The 24,143-nt window shown below is 48.2% G+C and carries 19 protein-coding genes; all 19 read right to left on the reverse strand.

What is annotated here, in order from left to right; all coding sequences use genetic code 11:
- Window positions 1-1,317, reverse strand: a complete 1,317-nt coding sequence (locus NIA71_RS04635) for a hypothetical protein (protein ID WP_253019800.1) — start codon at window positions 1,315-1,317, stop codon at window positions 1-3.
- On the reverse strand, window positions 1,307-4,432 hold the full coding sequence (locus NIA71_RS04640) for a hypothetical protein (RefSeq protein ID WP_253019801.1): 3,126 nt from the start codon (window positions 4,430-4,432) through the stop codon (window positions 1,307-1,309). Before NIA71_RS04640 ends, NIA71_RS04635 begins: the two co-directional genes overlap by 11 nt.
- An 8-nt stretch (window positions 4,433-4,440) precedes the next feature.
- Window positions 4,441-6,693 carry a hypothetical protein gene (locus NIA71_RS04645; protein ID WP_253019802.1) on the reverse strand — a complete coding sequence of 751 codons (2,253 nt, stop codon included), beginning with the start codon at window positions 6,691-6,693 and terminating at the stop codon, window positions 4,441-4,443.
- A complete protein-coding gene (locus NIA71_RS04650) occupies window positions 6,681-8,435 on the reverse strand; it encodes a hypothetical protein (protein ID WP_227755327.1) in 1,755 nt (584 codons plus the stop codon). Before NIA71_RS04650 ends, NIA71_RS04645 begins: the two co-directional genes overlap by 13 nt.
- 295 nt (window positions 8,436-8,730) lie before the next feature.
- Complete coding sequence (gene ppdK / locus NIA71_RS04655; protein WP_148395847.1) at window positions 8,731-11,361, reverse strand: pyruvate, phosphate dikinase; 2,631 nt, start codon at window positions 11,359-11,361, stop codon at window positions 8,731-8,733.
- A gap of 18 nt (window positions 11,362-11,379) precedes the next feature.
- Window positions 11,380-12,783 (reverse strand): glycine--tRNA ligase, encoded by a 1,404-nt coding sequence (locus tag NIA71_RS04660; RefSeq protein WP_148395848.1) that lies wholly within the window; start codon window positions 12,781-12,783, stop codon window positions 11,380-11,382.
- A 35-nt stretch (window positions 12,784-12,818) separates the two neighbouring features.
- The gene (locus tag NIA71_RS04665; protein ID WP_148395849.1) at window positions 12,819-13,529 is read right to left on the reverse strand and encodes a DUF4342 domain-containing protein; all 711 of its coding nucleotides are present in this window, start codon (window positions 13,527-13,529) and stop codon (window positions 12,819-12,821) included.
- Window positions 13,530-13,545: 16 nt separating this feature from the next.
- Window positions 13,546-14,313 (reverse strand): DNA repair protein RecO, encoded by a 768-nt coding sequence (gene recO, locus NIA71_RS04670; protein ID WP_148395850.1) that lies wholly within the window; start codon window positions 14,311-14,313, stop codon window positions 13,546-13,548.
- Window positions 14,314-14,495: 182 nt separating this feature from the next.
- Window positions 14,496-15,545 carry a sulfite reductase subunit C gene (asrC, locus tag NIA71_RS04675; protein WP_148395851.1) on the reverse strand — a complete coding sequence of 350 codons (1,050 nt, stop codon included), beginning with the start codon at window positions 15,543-15,545 and terminating at the stop codon, window positions 14,496-14,498.
- An 18-nt stretch (window positions 15,546-15,563) separates the two neighbouring features.
- Window positions 15,564-16,355: an anaerobic sulfite reductase subunit AsrB gene (asrB, locus tag NIA71_RS04680; protein ID WP_253019803.1), complete on the reverse strand. Its 792-nt coding sequence runs from the start codon at window positions 16,353-16,355 to the stop codon at window positions 15,564-15,566.
- 2 nt (window positions 16,356-16,357) lie between these two features.
- Window positions 16,358-17,404 carry an anaerobic sulfite reductase subunit AsrA gene (gene asrA / locus NIA71_RS04685; protein WP_148395853.1) on the reverse strand — a complete coding sequence of 349 codons (1,047 nt, stop codon included), beginning with the start codon at window positions 17,402-17,404 and terminating at the stop codon, window positions 16,358-16,360.
- 307 nt (window positions 17,405-17,711) lie between these two features.
- Complete coding sequence (locus NIA71_RS04690) at window positions 17,712-18,101, reverse strand: hypothetical protein (protein WP_227755328.1); 390 nt, start codon at window positions 18,099-18,101, stop codon at window positions 17,712-17,714.
- A gap of 186 nt (window positions 18,102-18,287) precedes the next feature.
- Complete coding sequence (gene era / locus NIA71_RS04695) at window positions 18,288-19,184, reverse strand: GTPase Era (RefSeq protein WP_148395855.1); 897 nt, start codon at window positions 19,182-19,184, stop codon at window positions 18,288-18,290.
- Window positions 19,181-19,567, reverse strand: a complete 387-nt coding sequence (gene cdd, locus NIA71_RS04700; RefSeq protein WP_253019804.1) for a cytidine deaminase — start codon at window positions 19,565-19,567, stop codon at window positions 19,181-19,183. The genes era and cdd overlap by 4 nt, the downstream gene beginning before the upstream one ends.
- A 5-nt stretch (window positions 19,568-19,572) precedes the next feature.
- On the reverse strand, window positions 19,573-20,025 hold the full coding sequence (ybeY, locus tag NIA71_RS04705) for an rRNA maturation RNase YbeY (RefSeq protein ID WP_148395857.1): 453 nt from the start codon (window positions 20,023-20,025) through the stop codon (window positions 19,573-19,575).
- Window positions 20,026-21,009, reverse strand: a complete 984-nt coding sequence (locus tag NIA71_RS04710; RefSeq protein ID WP_265333473.1) for a PhoH family protein — start codon at window positions 21,007-21,009, stop codon at window positions 20,026-20,028.
- The gene (locus NIA71_RS04715) at window positions 20,948-22,189 is read right to left on the reverse strand and encodes a sporulation protein YqfD (protein WP_148395858.1); all 1,242 of its coding nucleotides are present in this window, start codon (window positions 22,187-22,189) and stop codon (window positions 20,948-20,950) included. The genes NIA71_RS04710 and NIA71_RS04715 overlap by 62 nt, the downstream gene beginning before the upstream one ends.
- Complete coding sequence (locus NIA71_RS04720; protein ID WP_148395859.1) at window positions 22,137-22,400, reverse strand: YabP/YqfC family sporulation protein; 264 nt, start codon at window positions 22,398-22,400, stop codon at window positions 22,137-22,139. Before NIA71_RS04720 ends, NIA71_RS04715 begins: the two co-directional genes overlap by 53 nt.
- 296 nt (window positions 22,401-22,696) lie before the next feature.
- Window positions 22,697-24,115: a spore germination protein gene (locus NIA71_RS04725; RefSeq protein WP_253019805.1), complete on the reverse strand. Its 1,419-nt coding sequence runs from the start codon at window positions 24,113-24,115 to the stop codon at window positions 22,697-22,699.
- Between the last annotated feature and the right edge of the window lie 28 nt (window positions 24,116-24,143).

Here is a 24,143-nt window from a genome sequence, read left to right on the forward strand (position 1 = left end):
TTACAGAATCTGGCTGATTACACTGTTAAAGACTCCGTTTTCCACCTCGCTGATCAGGCTGTAAAACTGATGGTCTGCAGCCGGCAGATTGGTAATGCGGAACGCTCCGCCTTTCGCAGAGGTGTAAGACACCAGCGGCTTGGAAAACGGCGGGTCCGGAGGCCGTGGCTGGGTGCGGGTGATGATCGTATGGGCCGTATAGGCCGCCTTTGTGCTGTCAATCGTAAAGAGGCCGTAGCTGGGAAATCCCCCTGCGGGTGCCGGTATGGGCACGCCGCCTCCATCCAGCCGGACCCGAAAGCCAAAATTCTCATGGTTCGCCGCGGCATCGGCGTGGGCTGAAAAAATATCGAAAACATCCATGTTGGGGTGTGAAAAGCGTTTGGCATTGTAATGGGCGCTGGCAAAAACATGGGTAGCCGCTACCGTATCCGCAAAAGTAGTCGCCTGGGCTAGCTGGTCTGCCAGCGTATCGCGATTGGTCATCTTGCCATCGGGGCAGGCGGTTCTCACCGCCCCATGGTGGGGCAGCATGAGCACTTTTTTTGCAGCGTTGAGGAATGTATACTTGGCGCTGAATTTATCCAGCCGCTTATTCATGTAAGCGAAGGTGTCATCCGTAGCATCTCCCGTAAACAGGAACGCGAAATGTCCTCCCTGGGGATGTATGTATTCAGCGACGATCACCGCCGAATTTCCATTGATATAAAGGTCATCGCCGTTCTTAAGGGCAGGCAGGCTGCGATTTGCCAGAATCCGAAACCGCAGTTCGTCTTGATTGCCGGTTGTCCCTTTAAAGTCCAAAAAATTGCAATCCTTTTGCACGTATCCGTCGATAACGGAAAAAATTCGGATATTGTTGCAGATCTTTTTCAAAGCGACCGCCATTTTCCTCGCAATAGACGAAAGGCCCGCCACACCGGCTCCCCCTGTAAAAACGTTTTTTTTCGCATTGAATTTCTTAGCTGTCCCTCCGATGAGCACCGTCCCGATCCGCTGCAGAGGGCCGTCCTGGCGTTCGCCTGTAAGCCTGATGATCTTGTTAATGTGGTCCTGGTCCAGATGGCTCAAAACCAGCGCTGACAAAGCGCCGTTGTTCTGCCTTATTTTACGTTCGATATAATTAAGGGCAATGGGCCTGTCCGGTTCGTTTGGCGCATGGGCCGGTTTACCGTCTTTGCCAAAGGTGCCGCAGTCGATGAGGACCAGGCCCTTGAACACCGGGTTGGCTGCCGTGGCGTCAGCTTTGTTTTCGTAAACCTCCACCAGATTGGACATTCCCTGGCCGATATAAAGTCCGGTCACTTTAATATACATGGTTCTTCTCGCCCTCCTTTTCATACGCCGCGTACCACCCCAGCTTGCCGTCCCTGTTGGGTCCGGGAAAAAGATAAATATCATTATTGCCGCTGGGAAAAGTATATTTGAGAAACTTCAGGGAAAAATCCCGGAAATGGAGATAAAATTCACCGGCTGCAGAACGTTTCAGCTCCACAGCATCAAAACCGAGGGACAAGATGCCTTCCAGCGGGACCATGCCGCTGACACCCTGAAAATTGCCTAGCTTTGCTCCGATGTACCCGCTGGCCGTCCCGGTGGTGACACCGCCGTCTCCCTGACGATCCACCGCTCCCACGCTCCAGGCCGTCAAAAGGGAAAGCTTTAAATTGCTGGCTGTCGACAAAGCGCCCAAGTCGCCCAGATCGATCTGCCAGCAGACCGCAGACCAAGTATCCGCAAGGGCTTCCTGATGGATACCTTCTGCCTGAATCCCCGCATAGCCCAGAGACTCCGGCGTAACGCCCGCCGAACCGGTGAGAAAATCCGTCACATGGATCGGAAACTGCTCTGCCAGCGATCCGGCTCTGGGCACGCTGTTCTCATAATGGTATTTCATGGTACCCGTGTGAACGGCGATGCTACCCTTTTTCTCCAACAAAAGCAGATCGGAAAAGACCAGGCCGGTATCCTCCTTTCCGCTTTCTGTTTCCATCGCCTTGGGATCCGGCTTAGGGTCTCCGTAGCTCAGCACATCGGAATCCAGCAGCACGAATTTCAGCCGCCCTGCCAGGAAAAAGGAGGCCCGCTCTTCTGCCGCCGAGGAGGTCAGGGTAACCTTGTCCACGCAAAGACCACTGTAGAACGCATTGTCTGTAAAATACTCGATCCGCTCCGCAAGCTCAAATAAATAATCGCTGACTCCCGGCGCGTCCTGATTCTCTGCCATTCTACCTGTAACAATCATATAATTTCCGCAGGACCCACCCACCGCGAATAGGGGGGAGCCGAGAAAATATTGCAGTGTCAGCGAGAGGCGGCAGGAAAAATCAAAGACCTGGGACTGACGGAATACAACCTGCAGCTGGTCCAGCTTGTAATAAAACTCCCAGGGTTCTGTCAAAATCGGATGCTCCGGGTCTTCATAAGCGATGATCCCGCTGATCTGACCCGGGCTTAAAATGCCTTTTTCGTCCAGACTTCTGCTCTCGAAGATCATGTGATGGGCCAGCAGCTTCCCGCCCTCCCGCAGGCGCAGCAAGAATTTCAAATTATCCGGCAGCTGATTTCCTTCCACGGGAACGGAAAAAGCGATGGTCCCGCACCATAGCGGGTCCTCTAAAATGGCCCGAAGATCGTCGAAGGCGGCATTTTCCTTATCAACCTCGTCCAGCTCCTTGAGGATCGCCTGCAGAGATGCGGCTCCCTTTCCCCTCAAATCTCCGGTATCGGGCGGATAAGACCATTCGGCGGGAGCATCAGCAAGGGCCCGTATGGATTTATGGGAGGTGTATTTTAAAAGCAAGAAGGTCTGATTATCCTTCCAACCAGCGCTATCCAGAGAAAAGGTCCAGCCGTCGAGGGAAAGAGGCGGTGATTCCGGCATGACCGAGGCGTATTTGGAAAATTCCTCTGGGTTATCAATAACCAAAAAAGCATGGGAAGCCAAAAGCGCCTGCTTCAAAAACCCGGAAACCTTGGCAAAACGGAACTTCTCACAGAATTCCAGCGTGTCAAAGTAATCCTTCCCCGGTGTCTGCGTGAGATAAAGCCCCTTGGTGCTCAAAACCTTCATTGCCTCTCCCATTCCATCCAAAGACAGCGGCCGCGCGCCTAACAGCCGGTTTCGGAGAGCCGCCAGCCGCCGTTCATCGAGGGCTTTCATCGCATCATACGCCTGCTGCTTTTTTGCCGCCCCGTGCTGCCCGCCGGATGTTCCCACAGGGAGAAGGGGGAAACAATCGTCCTTTCCGATCTTCTGAAAGGGAATCTCCGCATAATCCAGGACCCCCGCCTCATTGCTCATGGCATAAAAAGCGCAGTCCTGAGCCTGGGAATAATAGGTTCCCTTTTCCAAAGCAACGTAAGCCGTATCGCCGCTGGGCAGGCCGGACGCAAAAGACTGCTCTTGCAGCGGAAAATAAGCCTGTTTGCCGCTGATGAAAAAGAGACGGCTGTCCGCCTCAAAGTCCACATACTCCTGGCCGCTGAGACCCGCGCACAGACTGCCCGCCGGACTTTTTATGGTAAAAGCGCCGTCAAAGGTCAGATAATACCGGTACGAGGGCAGCTTAACCTCCGTCCTTCTTCTGGAAAAGACCAGCTTTGCCTCCCGTTCTTCCGTCTCCAGCTCCAGGTTCTCAGGTGATAGATAGATTGGAAAATTAGTACGCCATCGGCCTTTGGGGAGCCAGAAAAAGCTGCGTTCTTTATCCAGCGGATTCAGCACATCCAACCGGACCTCCAGCTCTGTGATCGGAAAATCCGGTTCCAGCACCTGGTCAAAGAAAGCATCGATTTCCCGCCCGCGGGCAGGTGCTTCTCTCTGCAAGCCGTACCAGATTCCGGCCCGCAGGCTCTCCATGGTAATCGCCCCGGCCGCAGCGAAGGAAAAGCATCCCGCGCTTTGTCCTTCCATCAGCAGCAGACAGCGCTCCATTCGGCACGCCAGGCCGCCGTCCCGCAAAAACTCCGCTCCATAATCGGCCCCGCCGGATCCCGGCGCAGCAGCGCTGATCTGGAGCTGCTCGTCGCCGTCCTGCCCGGCCAATACGGAAAGGAAGCTGTTCTTTTTCAGTTCCAGAGCATACTCGCCAATGAAAAAGGTTACGCTTTTTCCCAGACTAAAAACACCGCCGGCCGCCCCAGGCTTCAGGGGCAGCCGCTGCCAGTTTTCCCTCGGCAAAATGTCCTTTTCTATGAAAACCAGAAAGCAGCCCGGCTGCTCTGTCCCATGAACATCTAAAGCCTCTTTCAGTTTTTTTAATGCCTCTTTTTCCACCGGCCGCCCGGTAAAGACCAGCACAAAATCCGTCTTATGAAACCCGTCGGTAAGGGAAAGGGGCTGTCCCTGTCTGGTGTGGAAAAATACTTTATCCCCGCAGCTGTCATGGGCATAAAGATAAGCTTCTCCTGTCTCCTTCCACTGGCACATCTCATCACCTACTTCCAGCTTATTACATCACCGGGATACAAATAAAAGTCGCCGCTCCAGCTTCCTGTCATGTGGAACGTATACACCGGCAGACCACACCGGTAAACAGCCGGCTCCTGCCGCGGCTCCAAAAGTCCGGTCAGCGGCGCAAGATCGCAGAGGGTACTGCCCAGTGGCATCTGATGGAGAAAGCCATTGACGGTGACCGGCATACATGGCGTAAGCTGGGTCCTGCCCCGCAGATAAACAGCCGATGCTCCCGATTCTGGCACCCCGGTCTTACGGAAAGCGGAAAGATTTGCTGCCAAAGCCTTGTAGCTGGAAGCGGACAGAACCGCGGGATTTTTACATACCTGGGGAGCCCCCTCTTTTTCAGCAGATGGGAAATGATCCGGGTAGAGAATGCCCGCGTATTCCCTGGCGATTCCGCAAGCGTTCAAATCCGTAACGCTTCCGCCGCCAAAGGCGCACAGACCGCTTTCCATGGTTGGCTGCTCTAAGTCTTCTACATAGTCCCCTTCCGAAAGCAGGGTGACAAATGGATCCAGGCAAAGCTTGCCTTTTTTCCGGCTGACGGGCGCGTATTTGGTGCCGGTTCCCGTATAGCCGTTGACATACAAGGCCGCCCCCGTATCCCCCACATACTGGTAGGTTTGCTGGTCCGCCTTTATGGTCAGCCCAGGAAACAGCTCCACGAAATTGTTATCCAAGTGACCGTGGTAATATAAAAATTCCTCCATGGACTGGGGAAGATAGTCCTCTGCCAGGCCGCGGACAGCGAGAATCTGCCCAGCCGTAAAAGCCTTTTCCTCCATCTCAATTAAAAACCCTTGAAAGTCCTCTTTAATCGCCTGGCGCACGGCTTTATCGGAAAAGTCCCATGCCTCCTTAGCGATTTCTAGGACGTAACCGCTGTCTTTGGATAAAAGCTTAAAATAGGTTTTTGAAAGCTCGGTCTTGATCCCCAGCCCGCTATCCAGGGCAACGGTGATCGCCCCGCTCTGGTCCAAATTCGGTGTCTGGCTTTTGCAGATGCAGGGGGACGCATCACCGAAGAGATAAAAGGCCGGATGAAGTCTGTTTTGGGCCGGGCAGGCCTTCCCCTGGGAAATGCCGCTGGTATAGGAAAAAGCCACCGGGCTGCCTGTATCCAAGGGCAGAGATACCAGCTCCTCCCCTCCCTTTAGGTCCGGTGAAAGGGCATATGTTTTCTCCTTGGCAGCAGCTGCCATGCCATGGGGAAAGCCGCAGTTTCTTCGGAAATGGAAGCAAACCGTATCCGCTGCCGTGTAATGGCATTTTACCGGCTCCGGTACAGAAAGCAGCAGCCTTACCGGCATGGAGGGCAGGGATAGAACCTGATCTTTTTCAACCTGAAATCGAACAAAAAAGCCGCCCTCTGTTCCGACAGAAAAAGCGCCCTGAGGTATGGAAATGGTGTAGCTCCCGTCAGCCAGAGCGTCGACTTTGGCCTTGCTCCACAAAAGCGTGCTTCCCGCGTACAGAAAGACCGCCAGCTTTCCGCCTTTCCAAAACCCGCCGGGAGCGGAAAGGGAAAAGGAGCGCTCTGCGGCCGTATCCGCTGTCGCCTCCAGCCTGGTAAATTCAGGCCGGGGCAGATGCACTGCGCAGGAATCTGCGGGCTCATAATGAACCTTGGTTTTCTCAACCCGGTTTTCTGCTCCCAGAGTTAAGGTATAGTCTTCCAATGCCGGCAATCCGTGCTCCTTAAAACGGATTTGGCATGCATATGGGACCAGCTCTACTGTTTTTTGAATAGACTGTTCGGTATTTGTCAGGGAAACCTGCACCAGATCGGTGATCATGCCGGGAAAGGCGTAATCTACTTCGATAGCTGCATCCTTTAACACCCGTACCTGATTTAACTGAACCGGCGCTGTGGAAAATACGGGAATTTTCTTGTACGCCGCCGGGTTGTCAGAAGGCGCCACACCGATATAATACTGGGCGTCATCGGATACGGTTCTGGTAATGGTGCCGGAGGTTCCTGTCACCGCAACTGTTTCACCTACCAGTTCTTCATAGCGAAACACAGCCAGCTGGTAAGTAGTCACCCCCTTTTGCGGGCTCCAGAACACCTGGTAGGACCCTTCGGTGCCTGCGATCTTGCACAAAATCTTTGTTATATCAGGAGGCAGAGCCGGATCGCTGACCGCTCCATTCCCTTCGTCCGTGCCATCGCCCCAATCTAATCTTACCGCTTGGTCATCGTAATTTTGGTCCGCTTTTACTTTTTCCATAAGATCACACTCCTGTCCGGTCCGCGAAAATATCGTTCTACTGCGGCTACATCGGTTTCCCAGCTCACTGGGAGGCCGTTTTCTTGCCGCTTTTCTTCAAGGTCCAGTTCCGCAGCGTATCCCTGCATCTGGTTATCGCCCACAGCCAGACCATTGGCGTAAAACACGCCTTTCTCCACTGGGATCCGCTCTCCGTTTGCAGATTCCAACTCCAGATTGTACACCGTATTATCATCCACCACGGCCAATTCCAGGGAACGGATGGGGACAAATTCTCCGTCCTGCCGCTTGAGACGCTGATGGAAGGCCACGTTTCCATGATCATCAATATAGGACTTTATGCGCAGCAGGGCGCGGACCCCCTGGTCGGTGATCAGCGGGTGCTCCCCGGTAAGAGAAAGCTCCATAGCTTTTTCGCCATCCTTGCCCGCTGTCAGCTTGTAAACGCCCTTCCGTTCCGTTCCTGTGACCAACTCCCGGACACGCAGCGGGCCGCCGTCCGAATACACCAGGTCGCCCGCTTTCATATTCTGAATCTTTTTCACCGACTGATCGGCCATTGTAATCAAGGTGTCCCGGCAAAGGCAGCCCCAGTATAGTTTGATGGGTGCGATCGGTTTATCTTCCCCCTCAGGGATTTCTCCGGTATAGACCATCATGTGATAAACGTCCTCGGATCCGGCCACCTGATAGCTGACCGTAAGCTGATAGTCCGCCTCCAGAATTTCCATGATCGGCAGCGGATTTTTGGCCTGCCAGCGGGCGTTCTTAAAGTCCCACTGAAAGCCCGGAAGTTTAGTATCAGGATCAATATAGATGGAGAAAAACTGGGAAAAATCTTTATCCGGCTCGTTTTCAAAGGCAGCCAGTCCGCCTCCGCTCTTGCGTACCAGGGAAAGGGTTGAAGAAGATCCGGGGCTCCAGACACTCAGGGCTTTCACGAAGCGCTGATTCTTATCCGCAAAGACCGCCTGCCCCCGGCTGGGTATGTAAAAATCACCCTGCGTATAATAGAGCAGATAATCATACGCTTCCAAAGAACTGGGCGCCCTATCATAGCAGACAATGATAAACTCATCTTGCTTTTCCGCCTGTTCATGTTTTTTCACCGGATCCAGCACATGGATCTTGGAAAGCATGTCAAAGTTTTCGGCAAAGGAAGCAAATTCCAGGGTCTTTACCTTGAATCGTAAAATGTCGTCCTGACCGATAAAACAAGCCGTCATGAGGATCCCTCCAGGCTCTTTCAAAAGGGATTTTGGCGAAATCTCCAGCCAGGCGTCAACATTTTGTTCCGCAGGAAAGGAAAAAGAAGGAATTCCTTCTTCGATAAGAACCGGTATTCCTTCCTCCAAGGCATAGTAATCCACTTCCAGCGCCATCTCCCAGATGGGATGGACAGCTGTAGCACCGGCAGCGATCCGGTAGTTTCCTGCTTTCTGCTCCACGTTCTTTACAAAAATCCCGTCTGACCAGCCGTCTGACAGGTCGTCCCCCGTCACCCGGCGCAGGCCTTTTTCTCTGGCGATTGCACCAGTACGTTCCATACAGGAAACAGTGCATGGAAAGTTTTCCTTTGTCATGCCAGCAAAAAAATCCCGCATATATTGGGCGTGGCTCTCCTCCAGCGGTGATAGATAGCACGCTCCGTCCGATGCAGAGCGGGCGAGACGGATGATTTTTTCTTTGCGGGCAAGCTGCTGCGGTGTGCTTTTCAGTAATTGCTGATTTTTGATAAGCATTGGGAGCCTCCTTTGGTAATGATAAATTCAGTCTATTCTTTTGAGCAAAAATTGTCAATGTTTTCAGAACATTCTAATCATTTTGACCCAAATTTCGTCAATTGGTTGTTTTTCTTGTCATTTTTCCTTTTGTCTGAGGTTGGCAATGTACACACCCGCAAGGAGATCACCGCGACCAGCAGCATGATGTAACCCGGCGGCGAAAAAATAAAACCGTTTGCTCTATGTAACAAGCAAACGGTTTTATGTTTTAAGTCACTCTAACTTAATGATCCTTCTTCTACTACAAAGGTTCCTATTTTTCAGCTTTCACAGCTGCCTGCGCGGCTGCCAGCCGTGCAATTGGCACTCGGAACGGGGAACAGGATACATACTGAAGTCCGATGTTGTGGCAGAACTCGATGGATTTTGGATCTCCGCCGTGTTCGCCGCAGATGCCCAGCTTAATGTTGGGTCTGGTGGCTTTACCCTTTTCAACCGCCATCTTCACCAGCTGGCCTACGCCGACCTGGTCGATGGACTGGAACGGATCATCGTCAAAGATGCCCTTGTCTCTGTATTCCCGAATGATCTGGCCCGTATCGTCTCTGGAGAAACCAAAGGTCATCTGTGTCAAGTCATTGGTACCGAAGGAGAAGAATTCCGCTTCTTCTGCGATTTCGTCAGCTGTCAGAGCTGCTCTTGGGATTTCAATCATGGTTCCGATCAGGTAATCGAATTTCACGCCTTCCCGTTCCATAACCTTTTCTACTGTCTGAACAACAGTTGCTTTGACGTCAGCCAGTTCTTTCTTCAGGCCTACCAGCGGAATCATGATTTCCGGAACAATATCCAGGCCCTGTTCTTTTCTTACTTCGATGGCTGCCATGATGATGGCTTCCGCCTGCATCTCGGCAATTTCCGGATAAGTAACGGCAAGACGGCATCCACGGTGTCCCAGCATTGGGTTGAACTCGTGGAGTTCTTCTGTCTTTTTCGCCAATTTTTCATATGGAACATTGATCTGGGCAGACAGCTGTTTGATTTCTTCGTCTGTATGAGGCAGGAACTCGTGAAGCGGCGGATCCAGCAGACGGATCGTTACCGGTCTGTCACCCATTGCTTCATAAATGCCCTTGAAGTCGCTCTTCTGATAAGGCAGCAGGAAGGACAAAGCTTCTCTTCTTTCTTCTTCCGAGTCTGCCAGGATCATTCTTCTTACAGCCGGAATACGTTCTTCTTCAAAGAACATATGCTCAGTTCTGCACAGTCCAATTCCTTCTGCCCCAAAATCAACGGCCTGTTTGGCATCTCTCGGGTTGTCAGCATTGGTTCTGATTTTCAGGGTTCTGATTTCATCGGCCCACTGCATAATCGTGCCAAAGTCGCCGGACAGTTCTGGCGGAACCGTCTTGATCTGGCCTTTCAGTACTTCGCCGGCCGTACCGTCCAGAGAAATGTAGTCGCCTTCTTTGAACACGTCTGATCCGATGGTCAATGTTTTTGCTTCTTCATCTACTTTGATTTCCGCGCATCCTGATACGCAGCATTTTCCCATGCCTCTGGCAACGACGGCCGCATGAGAAGTCATACCGCCTCTTGCAGTAAGGATACCTTCTGCTGCAACCATGCCAGCCAGGTCTTCCGGAGAAGTTTCCAGTCTTACTAAGACCGCAGGATTACCGTTTTCTACAGCAGCTACCGCATCGGCAGCATTGAAGTAAATCTTTCCTGTAGCAGCGCCCGGGGATGCGGGAAGTCCTTTGGTCAGTCTTTCTGCAGCAGCCAGCTCTGCGTCATCGAATTTCGGGTGGAGCAGCTGGTCGATCATAGCCGGTTCCAGTCGGGTAACAGCCGTTTTCTTGTCGATCAGACCTTCTTTTTCCATGTCTACGGCAATCTTTACCGCAGCTGCAGCTGTCCGCTTACCGTTTCTTGTCTGAAGCATGAATAGTTTATTTCTTTCAACGGTGAATTCCATATCCTGCATGTCTGTATAATGCTTTTCCAACAGTTCTGAAATTCTTGTGAATTCTTTATAGACTTCCGGGAAAGCTTCCGCCATCTCTGCGATCGGCTGCGGGGTACGGATACCGGCTACTACGTCTTCGCCCTGGGCGTTTACCAGGAATTCGCCGAAGAGTTTCTTTTCGCCGTTGGCCGGGTTTCTTGTGAAAGCAACGCCGGTGCCGGATGTATCTCCCATATTGCCGAATACCATAGACTGTACATTTACTGCAGTACCGATGCTGCCCGGGATGTCGTTGAGCTGTCTGTAAAGGATAGCTCTTTCGTTATTCCAAGAACGGAATACGGCCATAACCGCTTCCATCAGCTGATCCTTCGGCTCCTGCGGAAAGTTTCTTCCCATTTCTTCTTTTACTAATTTTTTATAATTGACAATGATGTCCTGCAAATGTTCGGTCGTCAGGTCCACGTCAAATTCGCAGCCTTCCTTTTCCTTCTTGGAATCGAAAATGGCATCAAACTTTGTTTTTGGAATTTCCATGACAACATCGCCGAACATCTGGATGAATCTTCTGTAGCTATCATAAGCAAATCTCGGATTTTCAGTCAGCTTTGCCAGTCCTTCAACCGTGTTGTCGTTGAGACCAAGATTGAGGATGGTATCCATCATACCAGGCATGGAAATCTTTGCGCCGGAACGAACAGATACCAGCAGCGGATTTTCCACACTGCCGAACTGCTTTCCGGTCACATGTTCAAGATCGGAAAGTTTCTCAAAGATATCAGCTACGATGTCGTCTGCGATAGTCTGATTTTCTTCATAGTAGCGGTTGCAGGCTTCAGTCGTTACCGTAAATCCAAACGGTACAGGCAGGCCAATTTTGGTCATTTCCGCAAGATTAGCACCTTTTCCGCCCAACAGGTCTTTCATATCCTTTGAGCCCTCATTGAACGAGTAAACAAACTTTTTCTTTTCCACTTTTTAAATCTCCCTTGCTTAAAAAATTAGTTTTTCTTCTATATAGCTTTTAACCTGTTCTACAGGAATTCTAACTTGTTCCATCGTGTCTCTATCGCGGATGGTCACGCAGCCGTCTTCAGCCGTATCAAAATCCACGCATATACAGAATGGCGTACCGATCTCATCTTCTCTTCTATAACGTTTTCCAATGGATCCGGAAGCGTCATAATCGACGGTGAAATATTTGGACAGTTCCTCGTGGATCGGTTCTGCGATCGGCGCCAGCTTTTTGGCCAAAGGCAGCACCGCAGCCTTGAACGGAGCCAGCGCCGGATGAAAGCGAAGTACGGTTCGAACGTCTTCTTTTCCCTTGCTGTCGGTCAGCACTTCTTCATCATAAGCGTCTACGAGGAAAGCTAACGCCACACGGTCAGCACCCAAAGACGGCTCAATGCAGTAAGGTACATATTTTTCGCCGGTCTCAGAATCCACATAGTTCATTTCCTGTCCGGAATGTTCAATGTGCTGTTTCAGGTCGAAGTCGGTCCGGTCGGCGATTCCCCACAGTTCGCCCCAGCCGAACGGGAAGAGGTACTCAATGTCGGTCGTAGCGTTGCTGTAATGGGAAAGTTCTTCTTTTTCGTGGTCCCGCAGACGGATATTTTCGTCTTTCATACCCAGATTCTTCAGGAAGTTGACACAATAGTCCTTCCAATAGGAGAACCATTCCAAATCCGTTCCCGGAGCGCAGAAAAATTCCAGCTCCATTTGCTCGAACTCTCGGGTTCTGAATGTGAAGTTGCCCGGAGTAATCTCGTTTCTAAAAGATTTTCCAATCTGAGCGATGCCGAACGGAATCTTTTTTCGAGACGTTCTCTGCACGTTTCGGAAATTTACGAAGATACCTTGAGCTGTTTCAGGTCTTAAAAAGAGTTCCGATTTGGAATCCTCCGTTACACCCTGAAAGGTTTTGAACATCAGGTTGAACTGGCGGATTCCTGTAAAATCCTGCTTTCCGCAGTCCGGGCATTTGATGCCCTTTTCCTGGATGAATGCTTCCAGCTTTTCATTGGACCATCCGTCCACAGTAATGTCGGTGATGCCCTCATCTTTTAGGTATTCTTCGATCAGCTGGTCGGCTCTGAATCTGGATTTGCAAGCCTTGCAGTCGATCAAAGGATCCGCGAATCCTCCTACGTGGCCGGAAGCCACCCAAGTCTGCGGGTTCATGAGAATCGCTGCGTCCAGTCCTACGTTGTACTTGGATTCCTGCACAAACTTTTTCCACCAGGCCTTTTTTACGTTGTTTTTGAATTCAACGCCCAGGGGGCCATAATCCCATGTATTGGCCAGGCCGCCGTATATTTCGGAGCCCGGATACACGAATCCCCGGTTTTTGGCCAAAGCAGTAATTTTGTCCATCGTCACTTCTTTACTCATTGCTGTTTACTTACCTACCATTTCTATATTGTTTTTTATTTATCGTTGAGTTTATCTTCAATATTCTCTTTGATGTCTTCTACACCATCTTCCAAGTCATCAATGATCTCTTCTGCTTCATCCTTAATATCATCTGCAATATCGCCCGCTTCATCAAAGCAGCTGGAAAAATCGATGTCTTCTTTTTCTTTCTTTACTTTACTGATGGCATCGGAGGCCTTTGCTTTGGCATTCTGATAAATGTCGGAACTTCTTTCCTTTACGTCCTGATAAAGATCGGACCCCTTTTCTTTCACTTCATCGGCCACAACGCTGCCCTTTTCAACTACGTTCTCTACTGTATCGGAAACTGTATCGCTTACATCGATGATCGTACCGTCATCTTTTACAACTTCAACGGTACATTTGAATCCAAACGCCGCGATCACGCCTAAAACAGCGCCCCACGGAGCAACGACTGTTCCGATAATTCCCAGGTTCACCGGGATGTTGAGGATTACCTCATCCTCTCTTTTTACAACGATCTTGGAAACGTTTCCCTTCTTGATCAGTTCTTTCAGGTTATCCAATACGGCAGTCCCCTGTCTGCTGAAGGATTTGCTTTCCTTGCTGTCAATAGTCTCCTCGATGCTGATAATCGCATCTACTACACTGCCATCAGCAGCTTCCAGTGCTTCCTTTGCTTCCGCATAGCTCACACCTGTTCTGTCCTTGACTAATTCAATCTTTTCTAATGTAATCTCCATGTTCAACCTCCTGGTATTAATACTCCGTTAAAAAGCTTTCGCTCTTTAAATCACCAATATCTAAATGATACGCTGCATACCGCCTGATCATGGCCTGCAGCTTTTTTTGGACCTTCTCATCCAAAGCCAGAAGTTCAAAGTTTTTCAGAGAATTGTCCGCAAAGTACTTTAATATATCTACTATACCAAAACTAATCGGATAAATCAATGTATCATTGCTACTAATTTCAACGGCAGTACCGCATTTTTCGCAGATAATCCCTCCATCTTTTATGCTGAGATACACCGGCGGATTTTCCTGGCCGCAGAATTGTCCGCAGAGGCAGCACCGATCCAGTCGGGGCATAACCCCCATGATCTTCAGTGCTTTTACTTCATAACCCAAAACCAAGGTTCCATGGCTTTTTTGCCGTTTTTCCATGACGCTAAAAAAGTCCAAAATCAGGCTGAACAAGGCCTGTGAGGGTTGTTCTTCCACCAGCAGTTTTTCGGTAAATTCCAAAACGTAGGAGCTGTTCATATACTTGTCTACATCTTCCCCGATCCGATAGTAGCTTTTTAGCACTTCCGCGCCGTTGATATTGTAGCTGTCTCTGTTTTTAAAGAGTTCGTAGCGGCCGTAAGTGAAGGGGCGCATAGCCAGCGCCGATTTATTCCTGCCCTTTTCGCTGATGCTGGTTCCCGCGCTGATCTTTCCGTATTTTTTTGAAAACAATAGGACCATACGGCGTCCATATGCGGCTTTTATCTGTTTGAGTATGATGCCTTCCGTATCTGTGATCATAGTTGGGCTCCTTTCTGCGAATCATTGTCCTTTAGTTTACCACATCCACTGAAATTCAACAATAGTTACAGGACCGTGAAAAAACCGGCTTCATAGTTGAAAACCGGTTTTTCGTGTATATGGATCCTCCGCAGCACTAAGCTCCAATCAAATGGGACTTAATCATTGAAAGCTGCTACCGTTTATTTCATTGATTTTTCCTGAGGTCCCGCATGTTTATGCTGGGAAAGAGGCATGACATGGATATTGCTCCGCTGCTCGTTTTCCGCCCAGTAAATATCATCGGCTACCTTTGCCTCCGGATTGAATTCCACGCCTTCAAAGATATGTTTTACAAACTCTTTATATCCTACCCGATCAATCAGATGGCCTCCGTGGAGATATTCCGGTTTGTAGTCCAGGGCCCAAGCAGAAAATTTCTGCCAGTTTGCAAACATTCCCAGAACCACCTCTTCTGTGACCCAGTTGAGAAACAGTTTGCCGGATCTGGGCGTCTGTTTTCCCGTTCTTCCTCCCAAGGTAACTCGGTATAATTTCTTTGGATCCCGGGTCCATCCTCCCGTCGGACAGATTAATGTGCATTCTCCGCAGCCAACGCAGCAGCATGGGTCCTTGTCGATTTTTCCATTTTCATTAAGAGACAGGACACCGGTTGCATGAGATTGACATGCATCAACACAAGAGCCGCAGCCAATACAGCGATCGTAATCATAAACTTGTTTATTGATTCCGATCACCCCAAAATCATTAAAATTGGCCTTGGCACAGTCGTTGGGGCATCCGGCTACGGAAACTTTAATATGATAGTGGGACGGAAATACCAGCTTTTCAATTTTTTTCGCCATCTCATAGGTATTGGCATTTCCTTTTATGCAATGGGTGTTGCCAATGCATGCCATAACATTACGAGCGCCGATGGTGGGATAACCATACTGAGTCGCTTCCATGTCGCATCCGCAGATGGTCACATCCACTTCCTCGATATATTCTCGGATGTATTCATTGACCTTTTCAATATTTTCGTATTTAATTCCTGGTACATCCAAAGTTTGGCGGGTTCCCATATGAAAGGATCCGTTTCCCCACCGCTGGCAGATCTCTGCTACTGTTTTCAAATGCTGGGCATTGATCACTGCACCGGGCACGCGCATTTGCAGCATAAATTCGCCCGGCACCTTGGACTGGCGGAAACAGTTGGTGCGAACTTTCTTTACATCAATATCATGATTCATTTCCATTATCTCCTTCCCTTAATCCACCAAATATTTGGCCCGGGTATAATTAAACGTCGGCCCATCCAGACATACATAAACTTCATCGATCCGACAGTGGCCGCACTTTCCTACCGCACAGGACATCTTGCGTTCAAAGGAAAGCCAAATTTTTTCATCCGGCACGCCGCATTTGGTACATTCCATAGCGGTAAATTTCATCATCGGCGGCGGACCGACCACAACTACTTCGTATGCATCATCGAACGTGTCAAAGGGGATTTCTTTGACAAATTCCGTTACAAAACCTTTGCGCCAGCCTGGAAAGTTTTCGTTATCCAATGCATATATAGTTGAAAAATGATTTTTCCACGTTTCCAATTCATTACGAAACAGGATCCCCTCTTGATTTTTAAATCCGCAGATCAAATGAACACTTTTCGTATAATCCGGTTCTTGCTCAAACTTGCGCAGCATGCTTCTGACAGGGGCCAGCCCGGTTCCTCCCGTAATGATAACCATATGTTTCCTCTGGAAGGTTTCCATCGGCCACCCGTTTCCATACGCACCCCTCAGGAACAGCTCATCTCCCGGACGCTTTGCGAAAATCTCATTGGTAACTTTTCCAACGGAACGAATGGTAAACTCCATCCATCCATCGCCAAAGCTACTGACCGATATGGGCGCCTCTCCTATTTTGGGGATTGAAAGCTGGAGGAACTGACCGTGGGCAGGCCGGATATCGGTCTTTACTTTAAAGGTATATTCTTGCTTGCTTTCCTGTTTGATATCCAAGATCTCACAGGCTACGGGCTGAATGATATTATCCATGATTATCTTCCTCCTTCTGCACTGCGTTTGGCTGTGATTTCATCCACAGCAGCAGCCATTTTCTCTACTGTAGCTGCAATCGAAATCAATTCCGGGCATCGGCTGATGCATCTGCCGCATCCGACACACATATGAAAATCGTGGAAGCGGGCCTTGTAATCATGGAATTTATGAAGAACTTTATATCTCATTCGTTCTCCCGCAGAATCACGGAATACAATCCCCCCTGCCATATCGGTAAATCCTTTAATTTGGCACGATGCGGAAGTCCGCTTGCGTTCGCCGGCGCTTGTATTCTCCTGATAGATAATATCGCTGGCAGTAAAGCAGGTACATGTACTGCATGCGAGGGTACAGGCTCCGCAGGAAACACAGCGTTTATTAAATTCGTCCCACATGGAATGGCTCTTTAATTCAGTCAAAACCTCCTGATCCGGTATTTCCGGAATGGATACCTGAAGTTGGTTGTTTTCAACAAATGAAGGCGCAAACGAAGCAGAGGCGCAATCCCGGAAATAAGACTCCAGCGCTTCATCCTTTACTTGTATTAGCAGCGTTCCTTGATCCTCCCGTACGGCAGCAGCATAGTCTTCTGTCCGATTCGTACCCATGCTGGAACAGAAGCAGGTATCCCAGCCTTCACCGCATTCCATCAGCACAACCTTAACTTTCTCACTCATTCGCTGGTAATAGGAATCGGCAAAGTCTCCGTTCTGCAGATAAATCTTTTCCTGATGGTATTTTGCATGCACATCACAGGGCCGCATAAAAATAAGCAATTTCTTTTTCGTTTCTTTACTAGCCCTGTACTCGTCTTCTGTGAAATAAAACAAGGTCTCCGTAATCGGTGTTAAAACTTCTTTTGCTGGAAAATCCGACTTTTCGTGAAACTCGATTTCTCCTGCCGTATGTACTTGATCGTAACGAATGATATCGGTATCAGAGTATCTCCCCTTACCGACGAATCTTTTCGGAGCCCAGATCTCGAACTCATCCCGCAGTGCGTCAAAGATGCGATCTGCCTCCTCAAAATCCAGTTTATAGCCCATATCAAAGCCTCCTTTGGATCCTCTCTAATGTTATATTGATTTCTTATATTGTCTACCTTATTCACCGTTTTGTCTAATTATTAAAGTTTATCGTGTCATAAATATTATTTATGTATAATTCTGAAAATTCCAACCAGTTATCTAAGCTCTCCGCCTGCTCCCTTTCACAAATGAAAAGATTGAGAACGTATTGAAAAGGAAGTTCTGAGGCAAACTTGCTGAAAAAAAACAACTGCCCTCAAGCTAGATTTTAGTTCTAACTTACGGGCAGCCATTTAAATACGGTCATATTTTGCATTTTTATCTGTTAGATTATTTTCTTCAAAGCTTCCTTATCCAGCTTTTTTCGATCTAAGATCTTGATTGATTCAAATGCATCACCAATGCTGTTCTGAAGCATATAATAGTGGCGCTCTTCTCGTTCTGAAAGCTCTCTAAGTTCAACCCTTATGTCGTACACTTCTGATTTCAGCAATACAATATCAGCTTTTACGTTCACCATATCCTCTTTTAACACTTCTATATCGGAGCGCATGTCTTTCATCTCCGAGCGCATGTCTTTCATCTCCGAGCGCATGTCTTTCATCTCCGAGCGCATGTCTTCCATCTCCAAACACAGATCTTTCACTTGGGTCTCAAGCTTTTGCAACCCGGATTGTACTTCTAATAAAATGTTTAGGACTTTATCTTCCATCATGTTACCCCTTTCACAACTGGAAAATACCGTTTCTTAGATTGCTTGCAAGCTGCGTTGCAGCAAGATTCACTATTTTCTTCCTTGCGGCAACGCCGCATTCCGATGGTTAGAATAGTATGTTTTATTGTAGCACAAATGGAATCGCTCGTCTATAGATTTAGATATATTATTTACATTTATTTACATTTACTCCTTGTACCCAAAATTGGATAGCGCAAAGTCGCTGTCCCTCCAATTTTCCTTCACTTTCACCCACAGTTCCAAAAACACTTTCGTCCCCAGCAGAGCCTCGATCTCTTCACGGGCGCTCTTTCCAACGCCTTTCAATTTTCTGCCTTCTTTGCCAATGATAATTCCCTTATGAGACTTTTTTTCGCAATAGATGACAGCCCCAATTTTTGTAATCTTAGGAGTTTCCTTGTAGCTTTCGATCTCCACGGCTACACCGTGAGGCACTTCTTCCTGCAAATAAAGCAGCAGCTTTTCACGAATAATCTCACTGACAATGAAACGCTCCGGATGATCTGTAACCATATCTTCCGGGAAATACATCGGCCCATCTTCCATAAATTCAGCAGCAGCCTCGATGACATCGCCTACATTTTTCCCTTCTGTGGCAGAGGTTCCGATAATCTTGGAAAACACTCCCGTCTCCTCGTACTCTTTATAGATCTGCAGGAAATCATCCGGATCCAGCTGGTCGATCTTGTTAATGACTAAGATTTTAGGCGTGGTGATTTGCCGCAGAAGATCCAGAATGTATTTATCTCCCGGACCTGCACTCAACTTATCATCGACGATCAAAATCACCGCATCCACTTCTTTAAAGGTGCCGATTGCCGACTCGGTCATAAAGTCGCCCAGCTTATTTTTCGGCTTGTGAATCCCGGGGGTATCGATAAAGATCATTTGCAGATCGTCCTGCTTTTCCTGCCCGCTGCGGGTATAGATTCCCCGAATGGTATTTCTGGTAGTCTGCGGCTTGCTTGTGGTAATGGCAATCTTTTCTCCCAAGATGGAATTAAGCAGGGTTGATTTTCCAACATTCGGCCTGCCTACGATACTAATAAATCCTGATTTCATTCTTTCTCCAATCGAAAGCCTTCCGGAAGCAGAACATTTAGAGGCTGCACCCTGAGGCTGTTTTCATCTTTTCCTGTAATAACGTCTAGCTCCGGGCAAAATTCGTACATAAATTGCCGGCAGATTCCGCAAGGAAGAGCTTCACCGCCGCTGGAAGCGATGGCAATGGCAGAAAACTGCCGCTTTCCTTCTGAAATAGCTTTAACAAAGGCCGTCCTCTCAGCGCAGATCGTGCCGCCATAGGATGAATTTTCCACATTGACGCCGGTATACACTTGTCCGTCTTTTGTCAAAAGCGCAGCGCCAACCTGGAACTTTGAAAAGGGTACGTATGCGTTTTCTTTGACCTGATCGGCCATCTTGAATAGTTCTTTGTATTCCATACCGCTCACCTTTCCACCTGAATCTTCTCCATAACCTGGTCCTCTTTCGCCCGCATTTCCTGCTTGTCCTCTTCGTCCATATGGTCGTAGCCCAGCAAATGGCAAATGCTGTGCACAAATAAATAAACCATCTCCCGCTCATTGGAATGGCCGTATTCATCCGCTTGGATCAATGCCTGCTGCGTACAGATAACCACATCACCCAAAGGGATTCCGCCTTCCTCAGGAAGCTGATTCAGATCCTCGTATTGGGGGAAGGACAACACATCGGTGACTTTATCCACTCCCCGATACATGCTGTTCAGCTGCTGAATCTCCTCCGGGCTGACGAAGGTCAGGCTCACCTCTACACGATCAGAAGGAATGCCCTCAGACTCTACACAGATGACCGCCCCTTCCTCCATCTTGGCGAGGAGCTTATCTCCCGGTTTTCTTTCCGGGTCGCATATAATGTTCATTTATTCCTCCTCCGGTTCGGGATTTGCCTGATAATATTTATCATAAGCGCCGATAATCTTCTTAACTAATTCATGCCTGACAACATCCACATCTTTCAAATAGCAGAAATCAATGCCCCGCACATGTTTTAAAATCTTGGACGCTTCCACAAGACCTGACCGCTTGCCTCTGGGCAGATCGATCTGGGTCACGTCGCCAGTGACGACGATCTTGGATCCAAAACCCATTCTGGTTAGAAACATCTTCATTTGTTCGCGGGTTGTATTCTGTGCTTCGTCTAAAATAATGAAGGAATTGTCCAGCGTCCGGCCCCGCATGTATGCCAGCGGCACCACCTCGATCGCTTCTTTTTCTTTTAAGCGGAGGGCGCTTTCTCTGCCCAAAACATCGTAAAGGGCATCATATAGGGGCCTCAGATATGGATCAACTTTTTCCTGCATATCTCCCGGCAGGAAGCCCAGCCTTTCACCTGCTTCCACAGCCGGCCGGGTCAGAATGATCTTCTGCACTTCTTTATTCTTAAAGGCATGGACGGCCATTGCTACTGCGATATAGGTTTTTCCTGTGCCTGCCGGGCCGATTCCGAATACAATATCCCGCTTGCGAATGCTCTCGACATATTTTTTTTGACCCAGAGTCTTTGGTTTTAGCGGTTTGCCTTTATGAGTAAAGCAGATGATATCTTTATCTATCTTGCTTTCTTCATAAGAAAGCCCTTCATCCTTCAGCGCAATGACATAATTGATCTTCTGTTCATCCAGCGTTTCGCCTTTTTTCATGATCTCCGTTAATTCCTTAATAACTGATTCAGCCCGGTCTGTATCCTGGCCTCTTAAAATCAGCTCATTATCCCGCTGCATGATATCCACATCCATATTTTCCTTTATAATTCGAATGTTGGAATCCAGATTTCCAAAGAGCTCACTGCGGTCGATCTCCTCGCTGATCACGATCTTTTTTATCTTTTCCGTCTTGTTTATCAACTATGATCTCCTCTTCTGTTCCTATTTGCTGTAAGGTTTCTAATGTCACACCTATTGTTATTATATTTTTTTCCCGGGAAAAATTCAAACTTTTATTGAGAATTTGTGCTTTTTGCGGTAAATTTTCTTTTGCATACTGTCGAATCGCGGCATTTACTGTCTTTGTCAGTTCCTCATTTTTAACTTCGGTCTGACTTAAAGTCACTTGTTCCACGGTTACTGCGTCGATTTTCAGCCGAAACGGTTTGACCAGATTAATCAAATTCTTTGTCTTTACTCTGGAAACCTCATAAGGATTGACGGCCTTGGCAAGGTTATGGCCGTTGAAAGAAAGTCCCCATATCTTCTTTCCTGTCCCGGTCTTGATTCTCTTATACCTCTCTGCATAAAAATTCAAACGTTCCGGTATTTTAGCTTCCACCGTCCCTTCTGCATGGACGTAGGTTTTTGTTTCGTTTTCAGAATCAGTGCCGTAGGCCACATTCCGCAAAGGTACCGTTCCTGTAATTAAGATATCGCCTTTTTTTACATAGGCCCCGTCTTTCACAGCCCGCACGCCTTCAATCGGAATGACTTTGCTGATATATCCCGCTTTATCGGCTACGATATCGCAGGGCTTTTTGTCCTCAACTTTGGTCTTTACTGGCTTTGCACCTTCGGCGATAGTGACTTTTGCCAGATTTCCGGTAAAATCAATACCTACCCAGGAAATTTCATCGTAATCTTCATACAACTTTATTTTAACCTTGCCTACATCGATATTTTTCTTGCACCCTTCGTACAGCCCGGCCTCGGCCAAGGTTTGGCGCAGCTGAGGCTCATCGATCTTTTCGTACCCGTCAATTTGAATTTCCACGATAAAAAGGCTCTGATAGTAAAAAAACGCCAAAAACAGCACCACCCCTATAATCGTGACTTTTCGTTTCCACAGGCCCATCAAAGCATACCCGTATCCACCGTCGGAAATTACCGTAATTTTATAGGTACTCTTGGCCAGCTTTTTCAGCTTTTTAAAGTCTTGGCTGCTGACCATCATCGTCAGTTCCAAATCACTTACGAATGTTACGCCCTTGAGTTGAACCCGGTTCTTTATGCACTTGTCGATCAGCTTATCCAGCTGAAAACCTTCAACTCTTATCTTCTTGTAGTGTTCCGTAAAACTGGAGTTGTTCCAAGTCACCTGTGATCAGCATCCTTTCGTCTTTCAGTTCTTTTATGGTCAGATCTTTTCCTACAACAGAAGTAAATCGCTGCCCATTATGAACGATGATTTGATCTCTACTAAGCAGTACCAATTTTTTTACATTGTCCAAAATAACCGTATTGCCGCTGACCAGTACCCTGGGCATATTGATCGCAAAATCAAACAGCAGTTCATCCTTAATGGCCATATTCCCTCCTTATCATTCTTTCTATTTTATTACTCCCTTCTGAAGAATATGCAGGTAAGATGCGAGCTGCATCCAGCATCTTCTATCACAAAAAAACACCTGGATTTATGGCTTTGTAATAAATTCAGGTGTTTTTGTAAGTAGATAGCAAAGAGTCTATATTTTGTATGGCGCAGACGTTGTTTTTTTCGGGCCTAATGTTTGATGCGGCTCTACTACCAATCTGATTAGAATAGTATACAACGCAAGCCGCATCAAATAGAATCCCGATTCAAGACAATATGCTAAAATATAAATTATTCTTTTGTTCGAAACAGTAATTTTTTTAAAGCTTTTTTATCAAACGGGATCAGCGGATACAGATAGCTGGTCCCTGCCAGGGTCTTTGTGGAAACCATGAACAAAAGGCCCACGGCCAGGCCGATGACCGCGCCCCAGATTCCATAGACCGCAGCCCCGATCAAAATCAGAATACGCATGAATTTCACTGCATACCCCAGCTCGATACTGGGCTGGGTAAAGCTGGCCAGCGCCACCACGGCCATGCAGAGAATGGTTTGCGGAATGAACCAGCCGGATGATATGGAGAACTCGCCCAATATCAATGCTCCGATGACAGAAAGGGACATTCCCAGGGATTCCGGTGTATTGAGGGAAGCAAGCTTCAGCCCGTCGATGGCCAGCTCAAGGAGGATAAACTGCCAGAATAACGAGATTGCAAATTCTTCATCGGGCACGAAAAAGGTCTCGTTAATAGGAATTGGAATATCGCCTTGGCTCACCAGCAGATACACCGGTGTTAGAAACAAGATCACCAGCGCATTGGCAATTCGCAGAAGGCGGAAATAATTGCCTGTAACAACGGGGAAATAATAATCATCCACATCCTGGACAAAGTCGAAGATTCCTGCCGGAATTAAGATGACCGTCGGCGAATTGTCGGTGATGATCGCAAGCTTTCCTTCCGCCACATGGGCCGAAATCACATCCGGCCTCTGGGTATACCGAACCTTGGGGAAGGGGTTCAGCCAGCCTCCCCTGCGGCCTCCCCGCTTTCCCTGCAGTTTGCCCATAGCATCAATCAGCGTTTGTTCCCCCACTGTTGTCGTTTCCAGCTTCAATTTATTCAATTCATCGGAAAGCTGGTCGACCAGCTTTGGATCGGCCTTTCCTTTCATATAGACCAGGCAGACGTCGCTCTTGCTCTCATTGCCCACAATAAAGCCCTTGAAAATCAAATTGCTATCCCGAAGTCTGCGCCGTATTAAGGCTACATTGGTCATCAAGGTCTCCGTAAAGCCGTCCTTTGCCCCTCGCAGAGACTTCTCCTTGGCCGGCTCCTGCACGCTCCTGGCGGGATATTCTCTGATATCGATAATGATAATTTCATCCAGGCCGTCAATAATAAAGGGTATGAGGCCGGAATAAAAATGCTTGAGCGCTTTATCGATATCCGTTTCTGTCAATGTATCTAAAAAAGGAAGATTGCGTTCAATAAACGTTTTCGAGGTATGGACATCCTTCATTTTCTCCAGCGGCACCCGCAGCAGATAAGACATGACCCTCTGCATGACCTCACCGTTTACCAGTCCATCGATAAAAAAGATTGTCGTTTCTTTGCCGCCGATACTGATATTTCTTTCCAAAACATCAAAGCTTTCTCCCAAAGGCAGCTTTTTTCGAAATGCATCGAGATATTCCTTATATTTATTCATACTTCTCTCCCTTAACAAAACATATGAC

It is taken from the genome of Ihubacter massiliensis (assembly GCF_024125305.1).
Lineage (GTDB): Bacteria > Bacillota > Clostridia > Peptostreptococcales > Anaerovoracaceae > Hominibacterium > Hominibacterium faecale.